The organism is Streptomyces sp. NPDC058646, from assembly GCF_042716875.1.
Lineage (GTDB): Bacteria > Actinomycetota > Actinomycetes > Streptomycetales > Streptomycetaceae > Streptomyces.
Genome location: NZ_JBHXRK010000007.1, coordinates 228,464 through 248,280, shown reverse-complemented (window position 1 = coordinate 248,280; position 19,817 = coordinate 228,464). Strand labels below are relative to the sequence as shown.

General features: G+C 71.7%; 18 protein-coding genes and 1 tRNA gene. 12 read left to right on the top strand and 7 right to left on the bottom strand.

The features are described 5' to 3' along the window. Nucleotides 1-82: 82 nt before the first annotated feature. The 6 genes from paaA to ACFWUZ_RS11650 all read left to right on the top strand — a co-directional run bounded on the left by paaA (nt 83) and on the right by ACFWUZ_RS11650 (nt 5,024). On the top strand, nt 83-1,111 hold the full coding sequence (gene paaA, locus ACFWUZ_RS11675) for a 1,2-phenylacetyl-CoA epoxidase subunit PaaA (RefSeq protein ID WP_384370808.1): 1,029 nt from the start codon (nt 83-85) through the stop codon (nt 1,109-1,111). Further along, nucleotides 1,108-1,392 (top strand): 1,2-phenylacetyl-CoA epoxidase subunit PaaB, encoded by a 285-nt coding sequence (gene paaB / locus ACFWUZ_RS11670; protein ID WP_384370806.1) that lies wholly within the window; start codon nt 1,108-1,110, stop codon nt 1,390-1,392. Before paaA ends, paaB begins: the two co-directional genes overlap by 4 nt. Then, a complete protein-coding gene (gene paaC / locus ACFWUZ_RS11665; RefSeq protein ID WP_384370804.1) occupies nt 1,389-2,126 on the top strand; it encodes a 1,2-phenylacetyl-CoA epoxidase subunit PaaC in 738 nt (245 codons plus the stop codon). Before paaB ends, paaC begins: the two co-directional genes overlap by 4 nt. Further along, nucleotides 2,120-2,623: a 1,2-phenylacetyl-CoA epoxidase subunit PaaD gene (gene paaD / locus ACFWUZ_RS11660; RefSeq protein WP_384370802.1), complete on the top strand. Its 504-nt coding sequence runs from the start codon at nt 2,120-2,122 to the stop codon at nt 2,621-2,623. Before paaC ends, paaD begins: the two co-directional genes overlap by 7 nt. Further along, a complete protein-coding gene (locus tag ACFWUZ_RS11655) occupies nt 2,624-3,778 on the top strand; it encodes a 2Fe-2S iron-sulfur cluster-binding protein (protein ID WP_384370800.1) in 1,155 nt (384 codons plus the stop codon). A 97-nt stretch (nt 3,779-3,875) separates the two neighbouring features. Further along, nucleotides 3,876-5,024: an acyl-CoA dehydrogenase family protein gene (locus tag ACFWUZ_RS11650; protein WP_384370798.1), complete on the top strand. Its 1,149-nt coding sequence runs from the start codon at nt 3,876-3,878 to the stop codon at nt 5,022-5,024. A gap of 36 nt (nt 5,025-5,060) precedes the next feature. Here ACFWUZ_RS11650 and ACFWUZ_RS11645 read toward each other — a convergent pair whose 3' ends face one another. The 6 genes from ACFWUZ_RS11645 to ACFWUZ_RS11620 form a co-directional block, all read right to left on the bottom strand. Then, nucleotides 5,061-5,405, bottom strand: coding sequence for a rhodanese-like domain-containing protein (locus ACFWUZ_RS11645; RefSeq protein WP_384370796.1), 345 nt, complete (start codon nt 5,403-5,405; stop codon nt 5,061-5,063). A gap of 58 nt (nt 5,406-5,463) precedes the next feature. Then, nucleotides 5,464-6,312 carry a J domain-containing protein gene (locus ACFWUZ_RS11640; RefSeq protein ID WP_384370794.1) on the bottom strand — a complete coding sequence of 283 codons (849 nt, stop codon included), beginning with the start codon at nt 6,310-6,312 and terminating at the stop codon, nt 5,464-5,466. Nucleotides 6,313-6,429: 117 nt separating this feature from the next. Then, nucleotides 6,430-7,830 carry a DUF2252 domain-containing protein gene (locus ACFWUZ_RS11635; protein WP_384370792.1) on the bottom strand — a complete coding sequence of 467 codons (1,401 nt, stop codon included), beginning with the start codon at nt 7,828-7,830 and terminating at the stop codon, nt 6,430-6,432. A gap of 54 nt (nt 7,831-7,884) precedes the next feature. Further along, the gene (locus ACFWUZ_RS11630) at nt 7,885-8,532 is read right to left on the bottom strand and encodes a response regulator (RefSeq protein ID WP_384370866.1); all 648 of its coding nucleotides are present in this window, start codon (nt 8,530-8,532) and stop codon (nt 7,885-7,887) included. A 20-nt stretch (nt 8,533-8,552) separates the two neighbouring features. Further along, on the bottom strand, nt 8,553-10,226 hold the full coding sequence (locus ACFWUZ_RS11625; RefSeq protein ID WP_384370864.1) for a sensor histidine kinase: 1,674 nt from the start codon (nt 10,224-10,226) through the stop codon (nt 8,553-8,555). A 193-nt stretch (nt 10,227-10,419) separates the two neighbouring features. Then, a tRNA-Leu gene (locus ACFWUZ_RS11620) sits at nt 10,420-10,502 on the bottom strand. 292 nt (nt 10,503-10,794) lie between these two features. On the opposite strand from ACFWUZ_RS11620, the gene ACFWUZ_RS11615 reads away from it, so the two are divergent. The 6 genes from ACFWUZ_RS11615 (at nt 10,795) to pknB (ending at nt 18,942) form a co-directional block, all read left to right on the top strand. Beyond that, nucleotides 10,795-11,628 carry an FhaA domain-containing protein gene (locus ACFWUZ_RS11615; protein WP_384370790.1) on the top strand — a complete coding sequence of 278 codons (834 nt, stop codon included), beginning with the start codon at nt 10,795-10,797 and terminating at the stop codon, nt 11,626-11,628. Between the two features lie 10 nt (nt 11,629-11,638). Continuing rightward, nucleotides 11,639-12,142 carry an FHA domain-containing protein gene (locus ACFWUZ_RS11610; protein WP_384370788.1) on the top strand — a complete coding sequence of 168 codons (504 nt, stop codon included), beginning with the start codon at nt 11,639-11,641 and terminating at the stop codon, nt 12,140-12,142. 144 nt (nt 12,143-12,286) lie between these two features. After that, a complete protein-coding gene (locus ACFWUZ_RS11605; protein WP_384370786.1) occupies nt 12,287-13,750 on the top strand; it encodes a PP2C family protein-serine/threonine phosphatase in 1,464 nt (487 codons plus the stop codon). Between the two features lie 31 nt (nt 13,751-13,781). Next, nucleotides 13,782-15,218 carry an FtsW/RodA/SpoVE family cell cycle protein gene (locus ACFWUZ_RS11600; RefSeq protein WP_384370784.1) on the top strand — a complete coding sequence of 479 codons (1,437 nt, stop codon included), beginning with the start codon at nt 13,782-13,784 and terminating at the stop codon, nt 15,216-15,218. Next, entirely contained in the window at nt 15,215-16,678 is a 1,464-nt protein-coding gene (locus tag ACFWUZ_RS11595; protein WP_384370782.1) for a peptidoglycan D,D-transpeptidase FtsI family protein, read from the top strand. The genes ACFWUZ_RS11600 and ACFWUZ_RS11595 overlap by 4 nt, the downstream gene beginning before the upstream one ends. Before the next feature lie 206 nt (nt 16,679-16,884). Further along, nucleotides 16,885-18,942 (top strand): Stk1 family PASTA domain-containing Ser/Thr kinase, encoded by a 2,058-nt coding sequence (gene pknB / locus ACFWUZ_RS11590; protein WP_384370780.1) that lies wholly within the window; start codon nt 16,885-16,887, stop codon nt 18,940-18,942. 138 nt (nt 18,943-19,080) lie between these two features. Here pknB and ACFWUZ_RS11585 read toward each other — a convergent pair whose 3' ends face one another. Next, a complete protein-coding gene (locus ACFWUZ_RS11585) occupies nt 19,081-19,812 on the bottom strand; it encodes a class E sortase (RefSeq protein WP_384370778.1) in 732 nt (243 codons plus the stop codon). Nucleotides 19,813-19,817 lie beyond the last annotated feature (5 nt).

Below are 19,817 nucleotides of genomic sequence, written 5' to 3'. Positions count from 1 at the left end.
TCACCATTGAAGAGGACGAACCGAACGATCGGTCGGTCGGCTGGCCGGAAGGCCGGCCGGGACACTCTGACAGGGGGCCGCGATGGTGGCAGTGACACCGGAGACGGGGCCGGACACGGCCCTCGGGACAGAAGGGCCGGGCACGACGGCCGACCTGGGGGCGCAGCTCGCCGCGGCCTTCGACGCCGCCGTGGCGGCGGACGAGCGCATCGAGCCCCGCGACTGGATGCCCGAGGAGTACCGCGCCTCCCTCGTCCGCCAGATGGCCCAGCACGCCCACTCCGAGATCATCGGCATGCAGCCCGAGGCCAACTGGATCACCCGCGCGCCCTCGCTGCGCCGCAAGGCGATCCTGATGGCCAAGGTCCAGGACGAGGCCGGACACGGGCTGTACCTCTACAGCGCGGCCGAGACCCTCGGGACCAGCCGGGACGAGCTGCTCGACAAGCTCCACTCGGGCAAGCAGAAGTACTCCTCGATCTTCAACTACCCCACCCTGACCTGGGCGGACGTCGGCGCCGTCGGCTGGCTCGTGGACGGCGCGGCGATCACCAACCAGGTGCCGATCTGCCGCTGCTCCTACGGCCCGTACGCCCGCGCCATGGTCCGGATCTGCAAGGAGGAGTCCTTCCACCAGCGCCAGGGCTTCGAGCTCCTCATGACGCTGTCCAAGGGCACCGAGGCGCAGCACGCCATGGCGCAGGACGCGGTGAACCGGTGGTGGTGGCCCTCGCTGATGATGTTCGGCCCGCCGGACGACGAGTCGGCGCACTCGGCGCAGTCGATGGCCTGGCGGATCAAGCGGCACTCCAACGACGAGCTGCGCCAGCGGTTCGTGGACATCGCCGTCCCGCAGGCGCAGGCCCTGGGCCTGACGCTGCCCGACCCCGACATCAGGTGGAACGAGGAGCGCGGGCACCACGACTTCGGCGCCATCGACTGGGCGGAGTTCTGGAACGTGCTCAAGGGCAACGGCCCCTGCAACGAGCAGCGGATCAGCCAGCGGCGCGCCGCGCACGAGGAAGGCGCCTGGGTGCGCGACGCGGCCGCGGCGTATGCGGAGAAGCAGGCGGCACGGATCGCCGAGAAGAACGAGGAGGCACGGGTATGACGCAGAACTGGCCCCTGTGGGAGGTGTTCGTGCGCTCGCGGCGCGGCCTCTCGCACACGCACGCGGGCAGCCTGCACGCCCCCGACGCGGAGATGGCCCTGCGCAACGCCCGCGACCTCTACACGCGGCGCAACGAGGGCGTCTCGATCTGGGTGGTGCCCTCCACCGGGATCACCGCGTCCTCGCCGGACGAGCGAGACCCGTTCTTCGCCCCGTCCGCCGACAAGCCCTACCGGCACCCCACCTTCTACGACATCCCGGAGGGGGTGAGCCACCTGTGACCGGCACGGACACCACCGCCACCGCCACCACCGCGGCTGCCCTCGCCCTCGGCGACGACGCGCTGATCCTCTCCCACCGCCTCGGCGAGTGGGCGGGCCACGCCCCCGTGCTGGAGGAGGAGGTCGCCCTCGCCAACATCGCCCTCGACCTGCTGGGCCAGGCCCGCATCCTGCTGTCCCTGGTCGGTGACGAGGACGAGCTGGCCTTCCTGCGCGAGGAGCGGTCCTTCCGCAACCTCCAGCTCGTCGAGCAGCCGAACGGCGACTTCGCCCACACCATCGCCCGGCAGCTCTTCTTCTCCTTCTACCAGCACGAGCTCTACGGGGAACTCGCGCGCGGCGAGGGCCCGTTCGCGCCGCTGGCGGCCAAGGCCGTCAAGGAGACCGCGTACCACCGCGACCACGCCGAGCAGTGGACCCTGCGCCTCGGTGACGGCACCCCGGAGAGCCGCGACCGCATGCGGGCCGCCCTGGACGCCCTGTGGAAGTACACCGGGGAGATGTTCCAGCCCGTGACGGGGCTGGAGGAGCTGGACCCGGCCGCTCTCGAAGCGCGCTGGCTGGCCGCGGTGACCGGCGTACTGGACCGGGCCGGGCTCGACCTGCCCGCGGGGCCGCGCACCGGGGCCTGGGCCGCCGGCGCCGGCCGCCAGGGCCTGCACACCGAGTCGTTCGGCCGGCTCCTCGCCGAGATGCAGCACCTGCACCGCAGCCATCCGGGGGCGTCGTGGTGACCGACTCCGGGACGACCCGCCTGGAGGCCGAGCTGGCCGCGCTCGCCGGCTCCGTCCCGGACCCCGAACTGCCCGTGCTCACCCTCGCCGAGCTCGGCGTGATGCGCGGGGTGCGGATGCACGAGGACGGGCACGCGGAGGTCACCCTCACCCCGACGTACACCGGCTGCCCGGCCATCGAGGCCATGTCCGCCGACATCGAACGGGCCCTGACCGCCCACGGCATCCGCGAGGTGCGGGTCACCACCGTGCTGGCCCCCGCCTGGTCCACCGACGACATCAGCGCGGAGGGCCGCCGCAAGCTCGCCGAGTTCGGCATCGCCCCGCCGCGCCCGCACGCGGCCGGCGGACCGGTCCCGCTCACCCTGTCGGTCCGCTGTCCCCACTGCGGCTCCACCGACACCGAACTGCTGAGCCGGTTCTCCTCGACCGCGTGCAAGGCGCTGCGCCGCTGCACCGCCTGCCGCGAACCGTTCGACCACTTCAAGGAGCTGTAGATGGCCGTGTCCCCGCCGTCTGTGCCGCCGGTGCCATCCGCTGCCGGGCGCACCGGGCGCCCCGCCCGCCACGGCGCCTTCCACCCCCTGACGGTGGCGGCGGTCGACCGGCTCACCGACGACGCGGTGGCGCTGAGCCTGCGGGTGCCCCCGGAGCTGCGCGCCGAGTACCGGCACGCACCGGGACAGCACCTCACCCTGCGCCGGTCCACCCCCGAGGGGACCGAGGTCCGGCGCACCTACTCGATCTGTTCCCCCGCGCCGGCGGCGGACGGCCCGGGCCCGGAGCTGCTGCGGGTCGGGGTGCGGCTGGTGGAAGGCGGCGAGTTCTCCACCTTTGCGCACAAGGAGATCGCCGCGGGGGACGTGCTGGACGTGATGGTCCCGGCCGGGCGGTTCGTCCTGGACCCCGCGGCCGCACCGGCCGCCGGACACTACGCGGCGGTCGTCGGCGGCAGCGGCATCACTCCCGTGCTGTCCATCGCCGCCAGTCTGCTCGCCGCCCGTCCCGACGCCCGGTTCTGCCTCGTGCGCAGTGACCGCACGGCGGCGTCGACGATGTTCCTGGAGGAGGTCGCCGACCTGAAGGACCGCTACCCCGCGCGGTTCCAGCTGGTCACGGTCCTCTCCAGGGAGGAGCAGGAAGCCGGGCTGCCGTCCGGGCGGCTCGACGAGGAGCGGCTGGCCGGCCTGCTGCCCCGGCTGCTGCCCGTCACGGAGGTGACCGGCTGGTTCCTCTGCGGGCCCTACGGCCTGGTGCAGGGCGCGGAGCGGGCACTGAGCACGCTCGGCGTCGTACGGACCCGGGTCCACGAGGAGATCTTCCACGTCGAGGACACCGCGCCCCAGGCCCGCGCGGCGACCGCGGCGGCGCCCGCGCACGGGCGGGTCACGGCCCGGCTCGACGGCCGCTCGGGCACCTGGCCGGTCCAGGACGGCGAGTCGCTGCTGGACGCGGTGCTGCGCAACCGCGCGGACGCCCCCTACGCCTGCAAGGGCGGGGTGTGCGGCACCTGCCGGGCCTTCGTGGTCTCCGGCGAGGTGCGGATGGACCGGAACTTCGCGCTGGAGTCCGAGGAGACGGATGCCGGGTTCGTGCTGGCCTGCCAGTCGCATCCGGTGACGGAGGAAGTGGAGATCGACTTCGACCGCTGAACCGGCCGCCCGCCCCGCCCCTGTCCAATTTCAGGAACGTGTTCTATCTTGACGCACCGTCAGGACAGGACCGAGCGGGTGCGCGGGAGGACAGGCAGTGGACTTCACCTTCACCGAGGAGCAGCAGGCCGCCGTCGAGGCGGCGAAGGCCGTCTTCGCGGACGTCGCCCCCGACGGCGTGCCCAGCCCGGCACTCACCCCGGGGGCCGTCGCCGACGACTTCGACCGCCCCCTGTGGGCCAGGCTCGCCGGGTCCGACCTGCTGAGCCTGGTCCTCACCGAGGAACGCGGCGGCGCCGGCCTGGACGCCATCGCCCTGTGCCTGGTGCTGCGCGAGGCCGCCAGGGTGCTGGCCCGGGTGCCGCTGCTGGAGCACTGCGCCACCGCCATGGCCGTCCAGGCCCACGGCGGCCCCGAACTGGCCGCCGCCCTGCTGCCCGGCGCCGGACGCGGCACGCTCGTGCTCACCGCCGCCGCGCACGGCCGCAGCGGGCACGACCCGGCCGAACTCGCCGTCACCGCCCGCCGCGAGGCGCCCGGCGGGGACTGGGTCCTGGACGGCACCCAGACCGCGGTCCCCTGGGCCCAGAGCGCCGACTGGATCGCCGTACCGGCCCACACCGGCGAAGGGGAGGCCGTCCTCGCGCTGGTCCCGCGCACCGCCGGCGGGCTCGCGCTCGCCGAGCAGTACTCCACCAGCGGGGAGCGGCTCGCCGAACTTGCCCTGGACGGCGTACGGGTGCCCGCGACGCACCTCATCGAGGCTCCCGAAGCCTGGGACCGCCTCCGCCAGCTCCTCGCCACGGGGACCTGCGCCCTCGCGCTCGGTCTCGGCGAGGCCGTTCTCGGCATGACCAGCCAGTACACGGGCAAGCGCGAGCAGTTCGGCTTCCCGGTGGCGACCTTCCAGGCCGTCGCCGTCCAGGCCGCCGACCGCTACATCGACCTGCGCGCCATGGAGGTCACCCTCTGGCAGGCGGCCTGGCGCCTCGACGCCGCGACCGGCGGAGCCGGGGGCCCGCTGCCGAGCGCCGGTGACGTCGCCGTCGCCAAGATCTGGGCCTCCGAGGGGGTGCGCCGGGTGGTGCAGACGGCACAGCACCTGCACGGCGGCTTCGGTGCCGACACGGACTACCCGCTGCACCGGTACCACGCCTGGGCCAAGCAGCTGGAGCTCCAGCTCGGCCCGGCCGCGGCGCACGAGGAGGCCCTGGGCGACCTGCTGGCCGCCCACCCCCTGTCCTGACAGCGGCACGGCCACTGCCCTGCCGCAGGACCGTCCCTAGAGCACGAAGGCCTGGGTGCCGTTGTCCGTGACCATCGGGCGGCCGGCGCGCTCCCAGGCCTGCATCCCACCGTCGATGTTGACGGCGTCGATCTCCTGGCGCACCAGGTACTGGGTGACCTGCGCGGAGCGCCCGCCCACCCGGCACATCACGTGCACCCGGCGGCCGTCCTCGACGGCCTCCGTCAGCTCACCGAAGCGCGCCACGAAGTCGCTCATCGGGATGTGCAGGGCGCCCTCGACGTGGCCGGCCGCCCATTCGTCGTCCTCCCGGACGTCGAGGACAAACCCTTCGGAGGGCACCGCAGCGGCGTCCACCGAGGGAAGCAGTCCGAAGTTCATAGCTGTCGCCTTCTCTCTTCGCTGATCTGCGGCCAACCTATCGGAAGCCGTCCGGACCTCAGGGGGCGGCGAGGGCCGCCAGCTCCGCCTCCCGCTCGGACACCTGCGCCAGCAGCTGCTCCGCGATCTCCTCCAGGAGCCGGTCCGGGTCCTCGGGCGCCATCCTCAGCATGGACCCGATCGCGCTGTCCTCCAGCTCCCGGGCCACGACCGACAGCAGCTCCTTGCGCCGCGCCAGCCACTCCAGCCGCGCGTACAGCTCGTCGCTCTCGCCCCGCGCCGGTGCCTCCGGCGCGGGACCGGCCGCCCACTCCTCGGCCAGCTCGCGCAGCGCCTGCTCCTCGCCCCGAGCGTACGCCGCGTTGACCCGCGCGATGAAGGCGTCCCGCCGCTCGCGCTCCGCCTCTTCCTGGGCAAGGTCCGGATGGGCCTTGCGGACCAGCTCGCGGTAGAGGCGGCGCACCTCCTCCGAGGGCCGCACCCGCTCCGGGGGCCGCACGGGCCGGTCGGTGAGCATCGCGCCCGCGTCGTCGGACAGCCCGTCGGAGCCCAGCCAGTCGTGGAACAGCTCGTCCACCCCGGGCATCGGCATGACCAGCGCACGCGCGTCCCGCGCCCGCCGCAGGTCCTCCGGGTCGCCGGTACGCGCCGCCTTCGCCTCGGCGATCAGCGCGTCCAGTTCGTCGAGCCGCGAGTACATCGGACCGAGCTTCTGGTGGTGCAGGCGAGAGAAGTTCTCCACCTCCACCCGGAAGGTCTCCACCGCGATCTCGAACTCGATCAGCGCCTGCTCGGCCGCCCGCACGGCCCGCTCCAGGCGGGCCTCGGGGCGCTCCTCGCCGGGGACACCGGAGTCGCCGGGGACTGTCTGCTCGGGGTGCTCAGGCTGCTCGGTCTGCTCGCTCACCCGGCCAGCCTACGGCCCACCGCGCGGGGCGATGTTTCACGTGAAACATCGCCCCGCGCGAGACCACCGGCAGGACCCCCGGCCCCGGCCTCGGTCAGGCCCTTGCCTCCGCCGCCGTCAGACCCCGGTCTCCGCCGCGATCCTGCCCGCCCGCACCGCCGCCACCAGGTCGGCGTGGTCGGCCTCGGTCCGGTCGGCATAGGCCACCGCGAACTCGGCCATCGCCTCGTCCAGCTCCGCGCTCTTCCCGCAGTACCCGGCCAGCAGCCGCGGATCGGCGCTGTGCGCGTGCGCCCGGGCCAGCAGGGCCCCGGTCATCCGGCCGTAGTCGTCGAACTGGTCGGCCGAGAGCGCCGCCGGATCCACGCTGCCCTTGCGGTTGCGGAACTGCCGCACCTGGAAGGGCCGCCCCTCCACCGTGGTCCAGCCCAGCATGATGTCCGAGACCACCTGCATCTGCTTCTGCCCGGCCACCACCCGTAGCCCCTCGTGCATCGGCGGCGCCGGGGCGAAGCCCAGCGCGGGCAGGTACGGCAGCAGCACCGACGGCCGCGCCTCCTTCACCTGGAGCACCAGCGGCTCGCCCCGGTGGTCCAGCAGCAGCACCACGTACGAACGGGTGCCGACGCTCCCGGTCCCCACCACCCGGAAAGCCACGTCGTGGATCGCGTACCGGGCCAGCAGCGGCAGCCGGTCGCCCGTCAGGGTCTGCAGGTACGGGCCCAGCGCGGCCGCCACGGCCGCGGCCTCCTGGTCACCGACCCGGCGCAGCACGGGCAGCGCGTCCACGAACCGCCGCCCGCCGTCCGGCGCGGGCTCGGTCGACTTGGCCGCGAACCGCGCGGAGGTGTTGTTGCGGGCCTTGTCCATGACCCGCTGCAAGGTGCCCACCAGGTCCCGCACGTCGGTGTGGGAGATCAGCTCCTCGTCCGCGATCGCGTTCCACGCGTCCATCGCGGGCAGCTTCGCCAGCAGGCGCATCGTCCGCCGGTACGCGCCCACCGCGTCCAGCGCCGCCTCCCGGCAGGTGTCCTCGTCGGCACCCGCCACCCGCCCGGCCAGCACCAGCGAGGTCGCCAGCCGCTTCACGTCCCACTCCCACGGACCGAAGACGGTCTCGTCGAAGTCGTTCAGGTCGATGACGAGACGGCCGCGCACGTCCCCGTACAGCCCGAAGTTCCCGCCGTGGGCGTCTCCGCAGATCTGCGCGCCGACCCCGGTCACCGGACCGCCGGACAGGTCGTGGGCCATCAGCCCGGCCGCCCCGCGCAGGAAGGTGAACGGGTTCGCGGCCATCCGGCCCACTCGGATCGGCGTCAGCTCGGCGACCCGCCCGACGTTGGACTCCTCGACCGCGCGCACCGCGTCCGGCCGTCCGGCCGGCGCCTCGAAGCGGGCGTGCGCCGCCCGCGGCACGCGTTCCCGGAGGGCCTTGCCCTCCTGGCGGGGCGAACCCGCCGCCCCCCGCGGAGCGAAGCCCGCCACGTCCGCAATCCGCTGCCCCGCTACCGCCGCCATGGACGCCGCCCCCACCTGTGGATCGCTCACCTGTCTCGAACGGGGTGACCGTACCTACAGCCCGGCGTCCCTGGCCAGCAGGGCCGCCTGCACCCGGTTCTCGCACCCCAGCTTCGCCAGGATCCGGCTCACGTACGTCTTCACGGTCGCCTCGCTCATGTGCAGCCGCCGGCCCGCGTCCGCGTTGGACAGGCCTTCCCCCAGCAGGGACAGCACCCCGCGCTCCCGTTCGCTCAGTTCCGCCACCTGCCGCCGGGCCTCCTCGCCCCGTGCCGCGGCCTTCCCCGACGCCAGGAGGTCCACCACGTGCCGGGTCGCCGCCGGCGAGAGGTACGCGTCCCCGGCCATGGCCGCCCGCACCGCGCCGATCAGCTCCCCCGGTGCCGAGTCCTTCAGCAGGAAACCCGCACCGCCCTGGCCCAGCGCACGCAGGACGTTCTCCCGCTCCCCGAAGGTGGTCAGGATCAGCGCCCGCGCCTCCGGGACCGCCCGCTTCAGCTCCCCCAGCGCGGTCAGCCCGTCCATGACGGGCATCTGGATGTCCAGCAGGACCACGTCCGGGGCGTGCGCGAGAGCCATTTCCACGGCCTCCCGGCCGTTCGCCGCCTCCGCCACCACCTCGATGTCCGGCGCCGAGGTCAGGATCATCCTGATCCCGGCCCGGATCAGCGGCTCGTCGTCGGCGATCACCACTCTGACCATTCTGGCCGTCACCCGCGCTCCTACTGCTTGACCTCGTAAGCCTGCTTGTCGACGAGCTTGCCGTCCTTGAAGCAGAACCGGAAAACGGTGTCGGTGCTGAAGTCCGCCGAAGGCTCCGACGACAGCAGGGCCAGGCACTGCGAGCCCTCCGGCCGCTGCGGCCCCTTCCGGTCCATGCCCGAGACCAGGATGGTGTCGCCGTTGGGCAGCCGCCCGCGCACCGCCTGCTCGGTCTCGCCGACCTGTACGGCGTCGTAGTCGGACCGGTCGATCATCGAGTCGTTCACCGAGCCGAGCATCAGCACGACCCCCGCCCCGATCACGATCACCAGGAGCACCACCGCCGCCACCGCGATACCGCAGCCCAGGACGACGCCCCCGGTCCGGCTGCCGCCCGGTACCGCCAGCTCCCGGTCCACCGCGGCCCAGTCCATGGGGGGCGTGCCTTCCGGCGCCAGGGCCCGGATCCGGTCCTGCTGGCCGAAGTCGTCCGCGACGTCCCCGACCCCGGCCGGCTCCGCCCCGTACGGCAGGACGCCCGCCACCCGGAACCCGCCGCCCTCGGTGGCCCCTGCGTGCACCATCCCGCCGACCAGCCGCGCGCGCTCGCGCAGGCCCGTCAACCCCTGGCCTCCCGACACCACCTCGCCGGCACCGGCCGCGGCCGCCGGCCCGTTGGCGATCTCCACCACCAGGGAGTCGTCCTCGTACCGCAGTTCCACCGCGATCGCCGAGCCCGGCGCGTGCTTGTAAGCGTTCGTCAGTGCCTCCTGCACGATCCGGTACGCCGCGTGGTCGCAGGCCGCCATCAGCGGCCTCGGCTGCCCCGAGGTCGTCAGCCGTACGTCGGTCCCCGCGCCCCGCGCCGCCTCCACGACCCCCGCGATGCCCGCCACCCCGCGCGCCGCCGGCTGCGCCGCCTCCTCCACCGGGAGCGGTGCCTCGACCCCGTCCCGCAGGATCCCGACGACCTCGCGCAGTTCGTGCATGGCCGCCACCGAGGCCTGCCGCAGCACCCCCACGCCCTCACGCTGACGGGCGGTGAGCTCCGGGTCCACCTCCAGCGCTCCGGTGTGCACGGAGATCAGCGCCAGCTGGTGGCCCAGGCTGTCGTGCATGTCCTGGGCGATCCGCTGGCGCTCGCGCAGCCGGGCCTGGCCCTCGACCATGGCGCGCTCCCGCAGGAGCTGCGCGTTGCGCTCCTGGAGCGCGCGCAGCAGCGTCCGGCGCTGATGCCAGTACCGGCTGGCCAGACCGGGCATGACCGTCGTCGCCAGGAACATCAGCGTGGAGAACACGATCACCAGCAGCAGCCGCGTCTGCCCCCACTCGTGCACCAGGCTGGCGAGGAGCACCGCGAGGAACGCCCCGACGAAAGCGGCCAGGGCCCGTCCCACCCCGACGATGCGGCGCCCCGCCGACCAGCCCAGCAGCGTCGTGACAAGGAACGCACCGGGCAGGAAGACGCCCACCGCGGAACCCGCCACCAGCATCGTGGCGGGCAGCCTGCGCCGCAGCAGGGTCAGGACCAGTACGGCCACGGCGCCCGCTGCCATCCGCGGCCCGGAAGCGTTGTCCAGTTCCTCGACGCCCAGACCGAGCAGGGCCAGTACGGCGACGAGCAGCAGGTCGCCCGCCAGCATCCGTCGCGTCCAGGGCTCCGGCCCCCTCAGCCAGTCCCGGCCCGCTCGCATCTTCGCCGTCGCATCCACGCGACCGACCCTAGACACCGCTCCGCCTCCCGCACCGCCCTCTTTCGTCGCGCCCCGCCCGACGAAAGTCGGAAGCGGAAGCGGAAGGGAGAGGAAGAGGGGAGAAGAAGGGAGAAGAGGGGAGAAACACGAAACGGCCGGCACCGCTTTCGCGATGACGACCGTTTCGTCGATGTGGGCGAGGGGGGATTTGAACCCCCACGTCCCGAAGGACACTGGCACCTGAAGCCAGCGCGTCTGCCGTTCCGCCACTCGCCCGAGCAGCGCCCCAGTGGTTCTTCCCTTTCGGGCCGTTCCCCTGGCGACGTCGAAACATTAGCACGTCGGACGGGGTGGATTCACATCCCTTTCCCCGCACCCTCCACCCCGGCTCCGACGGCCCCTCCCGCACTCCGCCTCCGGTGCGGGACACTGTCCTTGGAGCGCCCCTACGATCGCTTGTGAGGACCAACACTCCTCAGCTCGGGACCGATGGGGAACCAGCCGAATCCGCCACGCGTGGATACGATCAGTAAGCAGTACAGGGCGACAACGACGGAGGAGGTGCCCCATGGGAGTCCTGAAGCGTTTCGAGCAGCGACTCGAAGGTCTGGTGAACGGCACCTTCGCCAAGGTGTTCAAGTCCGAGGTCCAGCCGGTCGAGATCGCGGGCGCGCTCCAGCGGGAGTGCGACAACAACGCCACGATCTGGAACCGCGAGCGGACCGTCGTGCCCAACGACTTCATCGTCGAGCTCAGCGCGGGCGACTACGACCGCCTGAGCCCGTACTCCGGCCAGCTCGGCGACGAGCTCGCGGGCCTCGTCCGGGACTACGCCAAGCAGCAGCGCTACAGCTTCATGGGACCCATCAAGGTCCACCTGGAGAAGGCCGAGGACCTCGACACCGGCCTCTACCGGGTCCGCAGCCGCACGCTCGCCGCCAGCACCTCCCAGCCGCAGTCGCCGCAGGCGGCCCACGGCCAGGCCCCCCAGAACCCGCAGGGCGGATACGGGTACCCCCCGGTCGCCGCCCCGCCCATGCCTTCCGGCCCGCCTCCGGGCGGACCCGCCGGACGCAGGCCCGCCCCCGGCGGACCCGCACCCGTGGCCGGCGCGGGCGCCACCCGGCGCCACTGGATCGAGATCAACGGCACCCGCCACCAGATCTCCCGCCCCACGCTCGTACTCGGCCGAAGCACCGAAGCCGACGTGCGGATCGACGACCCCGGCGTATCGCGCCGGCACTGTGAGATCCGGACCGGAACGCCCTCGACGATCCAGGATCTCGGGTCCACCAACGGCATCGTGGTGGACGGGCAGCACACCACCCGCGCTACGCTCCGCGACGGCTCGCGGATCGTCGTGGGCAGTACCACCATCATTTACCGGCAAGCCGAAGGGTGAAGCGGGGGCAATGTCAGAGCTGACCCTGACGGTCATGCGGTTGGGTTTCCTAGCCGTTCTGTGGCTGTTCGTCATCGTGGCCGTCCAGGTCATCCGCAGCGACCTGTTCGGAACGCGAGTCACCCAGCGCGGCTCACGCCGCGGCGGTGCCAACAGCGCTCCGCAGCAGGCTGGGCGGCAGGCCGCCGCCACGCCTCCGCAGCAGCGCCAGCGCCGCGGTGCGCCCACCAAGCTCGTCGTGTCCGAGGGCACCCTCACGGGAACCACGGTGGCCCTCGCCGGCCAGACGATCACGCTGGGCCGGGCGCACGACTCCACGATCGTGCTGGACGACGACTACGCGTCCAGCCGCCATGCCAGGATCTATCCCGACCGTGACGGCCAGTGGATCGTCGAGGATCTCGGGTCCACCAACGGCACGTATCTCGACCGGACCCGGCTGACCACCCCGACGCCCATTCCGCCGGGCGCCCCGATCCGCATCGGCAAGACCGTCATCGAGCTGCGGAAGTAGTACGAGAATGAGCGAGCGGAGCGAGCGAGCCGCGGCGATCCGTCCCACCGTGGACACGGACCCGAGCGCGCTCCCGACCGGAGGGTGGGCAGTGTGGCTCGAGACCGGTTGTACCCGGAGGCAGCGTCGACAGGGCAGGTACACATGAGTCTGTCCCTGCGGTTCGCCGCCGGATCGCACAAGGGCATGATCCGCGAGGGCAACGAGGATTCCGGCTACGCCGGGCCCCGTCTCCTCGCGATCGCCGACGGCATGGGAGGCCAGGCCGCCGGCGAGGTCGCGAGCTCCGAGGTGATCTCCACCCTGGTGCAGCTCGACGACGACGTCCCGGGCTCCGACATCCTCACCTCCCTCGCCACGGCCGTGCAGCGCGCCAACGACCAGCTGCGGGTCATGGTCGAGGAGGATCCCCAGCTCGAGGGCATGGGCACCACCCTGACCGCCCTGCTGTGGACCGGTCAGCGCCTCGGGCTCGTCCACGTCGGCGACTCCCGCGCCTATCTGCTCCGCGACGGCGTCCTCACGCAGATCACCCAGGACCACACCTGGGTGCAGCGGCTCGTCGACGAGGGCCGCATCACCGAGGAGGAAGCCACCACCCACCCGCAGCGCTCCCTGCTGATGCGCGCGCTGGGCAGTGGCGACATCGTCGAGCCCGACCTCTCCATCCGCGAGGTCCGCGCCGGCGACCGCTACCTGATCTGCTCCGACGGGCTCTCCGGCGTCGTCTCGCACCAGACCCTGGAAGAGACCCTCGCCGACTACCACGGCCCCCACGAGACCGTGCAGGCCCTCATCCAGCTCGCCCTGCGCGGCGGCGGCCCCGACAACATCACCTGCATCGTCGCGGACGTCCTCAACACCGACAGCGGCGACACCCTGGCCGCCCAGCTGAGCGACACCCCGGTCGTCGTCGGTGCGGTCGCCGAGAACCAGCACCAGCTCTTCGACGGCAACGCCATGCAGACCCCGGCCGGCCGGGCCTCGGGCCTGGGCCGCCAGGCCCCGCCGCCCGCCGGTTCCTTCGGTCCTCCCGGCAGCGGCGAGGCCCCCGGATACGGGTACGGGGACCAGGGCCAGGGCGGTGGCGGATACGGCAGCTTCGGCGAAGCCGACGCGCACGCCTACGACTCCGACGGCGGCTACGAGGACACGTACGACAAGCCCCGCCGGCGCCGCAGCAAAGGGCGCAAGTGGACCACCCGTACGCTGACCCTGCTCCTCGTCGCCGGCGTCGTCGGCGGGGGCCTCTACGCGGGCTGGCGCTGGACCCAGACGCAGTTCTACGTCGGGGTCAAGGGCGAGCACGTCGCGCTCTTCCGCGGCATCAGCCAGAAGCTGGGCCCGCTGGAGCTGTCCAAGGTGGAGACCGACCGCCCCGACATCGAACTGAAGTACCTGCCGCCCTTCAAGCGCAAGCTGGTCGAGGCCACCATCAGCGAGAGCAGCCTCGACGGTGCCCGCGAGAAGCTCGACGACCTCGGCCTGCAGGTCTCCGCGTGCAAGAAGGACGAGGAACGCCGCAACGCCGAGGCGCAGAACCAGACACCCGGCTCCACTCTGACTCCCCAGGAGCAGCAAGTGGTCAGCCTCTGCGGCAAGCAGTAGACACCCGCGGGCACAGGGGGCCTGCCACACCATGAGCGTTGTCACCAACACGACCACCATCGGCGCCATCGAGCTGCCGAGCCGGCGGAACACCGAGCTGATGCTGCTCGGCTTCGCCGTGGTCATCCCGATCTTCGCCTACGCCAACGTGGGCCTCGCGATCAACGGCACCCTGCCGCCCGGCATGCTGCTGTACGGCCTCGGCCTCGGCGCCCTCGCCGGGGTCGCGCACCTCGTCGTGCGCCGGTACGCCAAGTACGCCGACCCGCTGCTGCTGCCGCTGGCCACCCTGCTCAACGGCCTCGGGCTCGTCCTCATCTGGCGGCTGGACCAGTCCGAGCGGCTCCAGAACCTCGCGAAGCGCTCCTACGGCGCCTTCTCCCCCTCGGCGCCCAACCAGATGCTCTACACGGCGCTGGCCATCGCCCTGTTCGCGGGCGTCCTGCTGATCCTCAAGGACCACCGCGTCCTGCAGCGGTTCACCTACATCTCGATGGTCGCGGCCCTGGTGCTGCTCCTCCTGCCGCTCGTCCCCGGCCTCGGCGCGGACGTCTTCGGCGCCAAGATCTGGATCCGCGTCGCCGGATTCTCCATCCAGCCCGGCGAGTTCGCGAAGATCGTCCTCGCGGTCTTCTTCGCCGGATACCTGATGGTCAAGCGCGACGCCCTGGCGCTGGCCTCCCGCCGGTTCATGGGCCTCTACCTGCCGCGCGGCCGCGACCTCGGCCCGATCCTGGTGATCTGGGCGATGAGCCTGCTCATCCTGATCTTCGAGAACGACCTCGGCTCCTCGCTGCTCTTCTTCGGCATGTTCGTGATCATGCTGTACGTCGCCACCGAGCGGACCAGCTGGATCGTCATCGGCCTGCTGATGTCGGTCGGCGGCGCCGTCGTGGTCGCCTCCTTCTCCAGCCACGTCGGCGCCCGGGTCAGTGCCTGGCTGGACCCCTTCGGCTGCTGGCAGCGGAACGGCGCCGACGCCGGCGCCTGCGAGCAGATCGCCCAGTCGATCATGAGCTTCGGTTCCGGCGGAGTCCTCGGCGCGGGCTGGGGCCAGGGCAATTCCGACCTCATCGGCTTCGCCGCCAACTCCGACTTCATCTTCTCCACCGTCGGCGAGGAACTGGGCCTCACGGGCGTGATGGCCTTCCTCCTGATCTACGGGCTGATCATCGAGCGGGGCGTCCGCACCGCCCTCGCCGCCCGCGACCCCTTCGGCAAGCTCTTCGCCATCGGGCTGTCCGGCGCCTTCGCGCTCCAGATCTTCGTCGTCGCCGGCGGAGTCATGGGCCTCATCCCCCTCACCGGCATGACGATGCCCTTCCTCGCTTCCGGCGGTTCCTCCGTCCTCGCGAACTGGATCCTCATCGCCGTCCTCATCCGGATCAGCGACACCGCACGCCGCCCCGCCCCGGCCCCCGCTCCGTCCCCCGACTCCGAGATGACCCAGGTGGTCCGCCCGTCATGAACAAGCCCCTGCGCCGCATCTCGCTGTTCTGCGGGCTGCTCGTCCTCGCGCTGCTGATCCGGACCAACTGGATCCAGTACGTCCAGGCCGAGGATCTCAGCACCCGCAAGGAGAACCGCCGGGTCCAGATCGCCCAGTACGCCACCGAACGCGGCAACATCATCGTGAAGGGCGAGCCGATCACCGGCTCCGCGGTCACCGACGGCAGCGACTACAAGTTCAAGCGGACGTACATCGACGGCCCCCTGTGGGCCCCCGTCACCGGTTACGCCTCGCAGGCCTTCGGCTCCACCCAGCTCGAGTCCCTCGAGGACCCGATCCTCACCGGCAACGACGACCGGCTCTTCTTCGACCGCACGATCGGCATGTTCACCGGCGAGAAGAAGCAGGGCGGCAACGTCGTCACCACGCTCAACCCGGCCGCCCAGAAGGCCGCGTTCGAGAAGCTCGGCGCCACGAAGGGCGCGGTCGCCGCGATCGACCCGCGCACCGGTGCCGTCCTCGCCCTGGTCTCCACCCCCTCGTACGACCCCTCCAGCTTCGCGGGCAACTCCAAGAACGACGAGAAGGCCTGGGTGGCCCTGAAGGACAGCGAGGACAAGAACCTCGTCAACCGGGCCCTGCGCGAGACCTACCCGCCCGGCTCCACCTTCAAGGTGGTCACCGCCGCCGCGGCCCTGGAGCACGGTGCGGTCACCGACATCAACGCGCCGACGGACACCCCCGAGCCGTACATCCTGCCCGGCACGCAGACCCCGATGGTCAACCACGCGTCCGGCTGCGAGAAGGCCAGCCTCAACGAGGCCATGCGCGTCTCCTGCAACTCCGTCTTCGCGAACCTGGGCGACAAGGTGACCCGCGACAAGATGGTGCAGACCGCCGAGAAGTTCGGCTTCAACAACGACAAGATCGACATCCCCGTCCGCGCCTTCGCCAGCGTCTACGACAAGAAGATGGGCAAGGACGGCAACGCCCAGAGCGCCATCGGGCAGTTCAACACCGCCGCCACCCCGCTCCAGATGGCCATGGTCACCGCCGCCATCGCCAACGACGGCAAGCTGATGAAGCCGTACATGGTCGACCACCTCACCGCCCCGAACCTCGACATGGTCGAGAAGCACGACCCGCAGGAGATGAGCCGGCCCCTCTCCGCCGCCAACGCGCAGAAGGTCCAGGAGATGATGGTCAACGTCGTCGAGAAGGGCACCGGCGCCAACGCCAAGATCAAGAACACCAAGGTCGGCGGCAAGACGGGCACCGCCCAGCACGGCGAGGGCAACAAGAAGCGCCCGTACGCCTGGTTCATCTCCTACGCGGAGAACCCTGACGGCACCTCGCCCGTCGCCGTCGCCGTCGTCATCGAGGACAGCGGCGCGGACCGCGAGGACATCAGCGGCGGCGGCCTGGCCGCCCCCGTCGCCAAGGCCGTCATGGAAGCCGTACTCAAGAGCCAGGGATGACCGAGGGGCCGGAGGCGAGCGGTGGGGCGACCCACAAGTGACCTGTGTCACTGCTCCCGTCCGGATCCGAGCGTACGGTACCGGTCCGATATCAGCCTGTGGTCGCGAACCGATCACCGACGATCGGCCGGTAGCCTTTGCGCGAACAGCACACCGCCGGACCACACACAGGTGCGGTCGGGACTGACGGAGAGGGCTGGAACGTTATGGAAGAGCCGCGTCGCCTCGGCGGCCGGTACGAGCTGAGCCACGTGCTCGGCCGTGGTGGCATGGCCGAGGTCTACCTCGCCCACGACACCCGGCTCGGCCGTACCGTCGCCGTCAAGACCCTGCGTGCCGACCTCGCCCGCGACCCGTCCTTCCAGGCCCGGTTCCGCCGCGAGGCCCAGTCGGCCGCGTCGCTGAACCACCCGGCGATCGTCGCCGTCTACGACACCGGCGAAGACTACGTCGACAACATCTCCATCCCGTACATCGTGATGGAGTACGTCGACGGCTCCACCCTGCGCGAGCTCCTCCACTCCGGCCGCAAGCTGCTGCCCGAGCGCACCCTTGAGATGTGCATCGGCATCCTCCAGGCCCTGGAGTACTCCCACCGCGCCGGCATCGTGCACCGCGACATCAAGCCGGCCAACGTGATGCTGACCCGCACCGGCCAGGTCAAGGTCATGGACTTCGGCATCGCCCGCGCCATGGGCGACTCCGGCATGACCATGACGCAGACCGCGGCCGTCATCGGCACCGCGCAGTACCTCTCCCCCGAGCAGGCCAAGGGCGAACAGGTCGACGCCCGCTCCGACCTGTACTCCGCCGGCTGCCTGCTCTACGAGCTGCTCAGCGTCCGGCCCCCGTTCGTCGGCGACTCCCCCGTGGCGGTCGCCTACCAGCACGTACGGGAAGAGCCGCAGCCGCCCTCGAACTTCGATCCCGAGATCACGCCCGAGATGGACGCCATCGTCCTCAAGGCCCTGGTCAAGGACCCCGACTACCGCTACCAGTCCGCCGACGAGATGCGCGCCGACATCGAGGCCTGCCTCGACGGCCAGCCCGTCGCCGCCACCGCCGCCATGGGCGTGGCCGGTTACGGCTACCCCGACCAGGGGCACGCCTACGGACACCAGGGCTACGACCAGCCCACCACCGCCCTGCGCACCGCCGAAGGCGGCCAGACCTCGATGCTCCCGCCCACGCCCCCGGGTGACGGCGGGTACGGGTACGGCGACCAGGGCCACGGCTACGACCAGGGCCCGCACCGCCGCCAGAAGAAGAGCAAGGCGTCGACGATCCTGCTCGTGGCGGCCGGCATCCTCGTCCTGGTCGGCGCGATCCTCATCGGGCAGTCCCTCTTCGGCAAGACGGCCGACAACCGGCCCGCCGTGCCCAAGTTCGTCGGCATCCCCCTGGAGGAGGCGCAGAGGAACGGCGCCAACGTCGGCATCAAGGTCGAGAAGGAAGCCGACGTCCCCTGCAAGGGCCAGCCCAAGGGCAACGTCTGCTCGCAGGCGCTGGAGCCGGGCACCAAGGTCGACAAGGGTGACACCGTCAAGGTGAAGGTCTCCTCCGGCTCTCCGAAGGTGCCGGTCGTCGACGTGCTCAGAATGAAGTACGAAGAGGCCGAGAAGCTCCTGAAGGACAAGGGCTTCCAGGTCGAGCGCAAGCCCCAGGAGTCCGACCAGACTCCGGGCATCGTGCTCGAACAGAACCCCAAGAGCGGCAACGAGGCCGAAGAGGGCTCCACCGTCACCCTCACGGTCGCCAAGGAGCAGACGAAGGCGGTCGTCCCCGACCTGAAGGGCAAGACGAAGGAACAGGCGGCCAAGGCCCTCTCCGACGTCAAGCTCAAGCTCGGCAGCACCACGGAGAGCGAGGCCCCGGGCGCCGTCCCGAAGACGGTCACCGAGCAGCAGTTCGCTCCGGGCGAGCAGATCGAGGTCGGCAAGTCGGTCAACATCACGATCGCCAAGGCCGCGCAGGCGACCCAGGTGCCGGCTCTGGTGGGCAAGACCGTCGCCCAGGCCAAGGCGGAACTGGCCGCCAAGGGACTGGTCTTCGGCCGTGTCATCAGCGGCCCGTCGGACGACAACGCCTTCGTCGTCCAGTCGGACCCGCCCGCGAACTCGCCGATCGCCACCGGCGGGACCGTCAACGTCGCCACACTGCCGGGTGGTGGCCAGCAGGACGGCGGGAACAACAACGGCGGGAACAACGGCAACGGCGGGAACGGCGGCTTCTTCGGAGGCCTGACGGGCGGCGGCGGCCGCTAGCGGCCCCCGTCCCGCACCCGCGAGAGGTCCGGTCCCCCAGGGAGGGGACCGGACCTTTTCCATGGCGTCACAGCGGGCCGCAGGGGCCTTTGCGGAGCCTCCCGGGACGGGCGGGCCGGGGAGGCCGGCGCGGGTGCGTCAGCGCAGCTCGGGCGGCAGCGTGCGCTGCGCGTCCACCTTGTCCGTGCGCACCAGCTCGCCCCACACGATGTACCGGTACTTCGAGGTGTACACCGGGGTGCAGGTGGTCAGCGTGATGTACTGGCCCGGGGAGGTCCTGCCCGACTCCTTCGGGACCGGGTTGATCACGTCCACGTTGTACTTGGACGTCTGGCGCAGCTCGGCGAAGACCTTGTACACGTACCAGGTGTCCCGGGTCTCGAAGACGATCGCGTCGCCGTTCTGCACCTTGTCGATGTTGTGGAACTTCGCGCCGTGGCCGTCCCGGTGGGCGGCGAGGGAGAAGTTCCCCTTCTCGTCCCACGGCAGCGCCGACTTCACCGGCTCCGTGTAGTAGCCCGCGACGCCGTGGTTCAGGACCTCCGGCGACGTGCCCGCCTTGACCAGCACCTCACCGTTCTCCATGGCCGGTACGTGCAGGAACCCGACGCCGTCCTTGGTGTCGAGCGCCCCCGGTTCCACGGGCGCGGAACCGCCGGACGGCGTCTGCCACTGCTGGCGGATCTGGTCGCCACGGGCCGACGCCTGCCGGTCCGCGAGGACGTTCGTCCACCACAGGGAGTAGGCCACGAACAGGCCGAGCACCAGGCCGACCGTGATCAGGACCTCGCCCAGCAGGCTCAGGAACCCGGCGAGCACACTGCGGTGGGGCGGCGGCGCGGCGGCGCGGCGACGGCGGGCACGAGACACTGCTG